This window comes from Falsiroseomonas oryziterrae (assembly GCF_021864505.1).
In the GTDB taxonomy this organism is placed as follows: domain Bacteria; phylum Pseudomonadota; class Alphaproteobacteria; order Acetobacterales; family Acetobacteraceae; genus Falsiroseomonas; species Falsiroseomonas oryziterrae.
In genome coordinates this window covers 1-2,399 of sequence record NZ_JAKJIB010000464.1, presented here as the reverse complement: position 1 = coordinate 2,399, position 2,399 = coordinate 1, and the positions used below count along the sequence as shown (strand labels likewise).

The 2,399-nt window shown below is 76.1% G+C and carries 4 protein-coding genes; 2 read left to right on the top strand and 2 right to left on the bottom strand.

Going from position 1 to position 2,399, the window contains the following annotated elements:
• Nucleotides 1-95 precede the first annotated feature (95 nt).
• Nucleotides 96-944 carry an alpha/beta fold hydrolase gene (locus L2I40_RS21945; protein WP_237217397.1) on the top strand — a complete coding sequence of 283 codons (849 nt, stop codon included), beginning with the start codon at nt 96-98 and terminating at the stop codon, nt 942-944.
• A gap of 16 nt (nt 945-960) precedes the next feature.
• Here the strand turns inward: L2I40_RS21945 and L2I40_RS21940 are convergent, their stop codons facing one another.
• A complete protein-coding gene (locus L2I40_RS21940) occupies nt 961-1,773 on the bottom strand; it encodes a hypothetical protein (RefSeq protein WP_237217396.1) in 813 nt (270 codons plus the stop codon).
• Between L2I40_RS21940 and L2I40_RS24610 the strand changes: the two genes are divergently transcribed.
• The gene (locus tag L2I40_RS24610) at nt 1,772-1,987 is read left to right on the top strand and encodes an SDR family oxidoreductase (protein ID WP_372491096.1); all 216 of its coding nucleotides are present in this window, start codon (nt 1,772-1,774) and stop codon (nt 1,985-1,987) included. The two genes, L2I40_RS21940 and L2I40_RS24610, sit on opposite strands and share 2 nt — an antisense overlap.
• Here the strand turns inward: L2I40_RS24610 and L2I40_RS21935 are convergent.
• Nucleotides 1,944-2,399 (bottom strand): aminoglycoside phosphotransferase family protein (locus L2I40_RS21935; RefSeq protein WP_237217395.1); only part of this gene is annotated, 456 nt, incomplete at its 5' end. The two genes, L2I40_RS24610 and L2I40_RS21935, sit on opposite strands and share 44 nt — an antisense overlap.

The window sequence follows — 2,399 nt, the reverse complement described above, 5'->3', positions numbered from 1 at the left end:
GCGCTCCCCTCGGCCCGCGGCGCAACCGCGCCGGCGGCCGGGCTTTGCTGTTGCGCTGCCGCGAGTCACAAGGCGGCCGTGACCAGGGAGCCGCGATGACCCCCCGCCACCACCGACTCCGCTACCTGCTTGCCGGGGGCTTCCACGGGCTGGCCTGGACCGAATGGGGACCGGAGGACGGGGCGCCCGTCGTCTGCGTCCACGGCGTGACCCGCACCGGGCGTGACTTCGATGTGCTGGCGGCCGCGCTGGCCGAGCGCGGCCGGCGCGTGCTGTGTCCCGACCTGCCGGGCCGCGGCGCCTCGGACCGGCTGCCAGACCCGATGCTCTACATCCCACCCTCCTACGTCGTGGCGCTCGCGCATCTGCTCGCCAGGCTGGACGGGGAGGTGGACTGGGTCGGCACCTCGCTCGGCGGGATCTGCGGCATGATGGTCGCCGCCGGCGCCAACCACCCGCTGCGCCGCCTGGTGCTGAACGACATCGGCAGCCGCGTGCCGGCCGAGGCCGCCGCCCGCATCGCCGCCTACGTGAAGCTGCCGCTCGCCTTCGAGGATCTGGGCGCGCTGGAGGCGCATCTGCGCGTCGTGCACGCCCCCTTCGGCCCGCTGACCGATGCCGAGTGGCGGCATCTCGCCGAGACCAGCGCGCGGCGCCTGCCCGATGGGCGGCTCGGCATGCACTACGACCCGGCGATCGCCGTGCCCTTCGAGCAGGCGGCGACCGGCCCGGTCGACCTCGCCCTCGTCTGGTCGCGCGTCGCGCTGCCCACCCTCGTGCTGCGCGGCGCCGAGAGCGACATCCTGGACGAGGAGACGGCGGCCGAGATGGCGATGCGGCCGGGCGTACGGCTTGAGACGCTGCCCGGCATCGGCCATGCGCCGGCGCTGACGGACCCCGACCAGATCGCGCGCGTCCTGCGCTTCCTCGAGGCGCGCGGCTGAGGCTGCGCGCGCGGCATCAGCGGCGCGCGAGGCGTCTGCGGGGCGCTCGCGCCTCGTCGCGGCGATCGATCGCGCCCGCGATCCCCACCAGCACGCCCCAGGCCAGCACGGCGGCGCCGTAGAGCGCCAGCAGCGGCATCGCGGCGTCGAGCCTGGCCCAGCCGGGCGACGCCACCCAGCGGCCGATCTCCAGCCCCGGCGCGGCGACCAGCCCGGCCTGCTCAAGGGCATCGCGCACCGCGACCTCGCGCAGCCTGTCGGGGAGCAGGCGGAGCAGCCCACCCGACGCTGCCCAGGCCGGGGCCTCGGCCGAATCCACCACGCCGACCGCCAGCACCGGCTGGTCCGGCGACCAGCCGGGGCCGACGATGGGCACCACGGTGAAGTCGCCGCGGATGGTGACCGGCGCGCCGCGTCGCCCGCGCAGGTCCGTCGGGCGGGAGGTGCTGGCCGCGTTCACGCTCCGCGCGGCGGCGACGAGCGGCGCGGCATCCGGCAGGCGGAAGCCTGCGGGCGCGCGGCGCGCCGCCATCTCCGCCAGCGTCGCCTCCGGCACCGTCCCGATGACCCGCGCTTCGGGCCAGATGAGCGAGGCGAAGGGCACGAAGACGAGCAGCAGCGCGGCGGGGAACAGCAGCCAGAGCCGCACGCCGGCCCAGACGAAGGCCACGCCGATGCAGGGGATCAGGCACAGGAAGAACAGCAGGAACAGGATGAAGCCGTCGCCGAGCACCGGCCCGAGCGCGACCTGCAGCAGGATCGGCAGCGCGAGCGCGCCGGCACCCCAGGCGACGCCGGTCGCGTAGTGCCTCAGCGGCGGCGCATCCATGGCCGGTGTCGCGATCCTTTGCGCGGGCGGAGGGAACCATCCGGGCAGCGCCGCCTCAGGCTGTCAACCGATCGCCGGCGCGCGTGATGCCGGGGCATCGGCCCCTGCCACCGCGGCGGACGAGGTGGCGCGGCTCGTGCTTTGCGTCGCCTCCGAGGAGGCGAGCTACGTCACCGGGGCGGAGGTCGCGATCGACGGCGGCTGGACGGCCTGAGGCAGGGCGCGAGCGCCGCCTCCGCCGCCAGCCAGGGCGACGGGTCGGCGCCGTCCTCGATGGCCCAGCAGGCCGCGATGACGGCGCCCGCATAGCCCCAGGCCAGCACTCGATCGTGCGCGAGGCCCGCGGTCTCGGCCAGGATCGCGGCGCGGCGTGCCGCACGCGTCAGCAGCACGGGATCGGCCGGGTTGCGGAGCAGGCAGGCCGCCTCGGCCGCGGGCTCGCCGAGCAATCCCTTCGGGTCCACCGCCACCCAGCCCTCGCCGTCGCGCAGGATGTTCGCGTGGTGCAGGTCGCCATGCAGCAGCCGCGACGGCGCGGCGGAGGCAACCAGATCCCGCAGGAGCCCGCCCGCGTGATCCAAAATCGGCGCGGGCAGGACGCCGGCGCCGGCCGTCAGCGCGCGGCC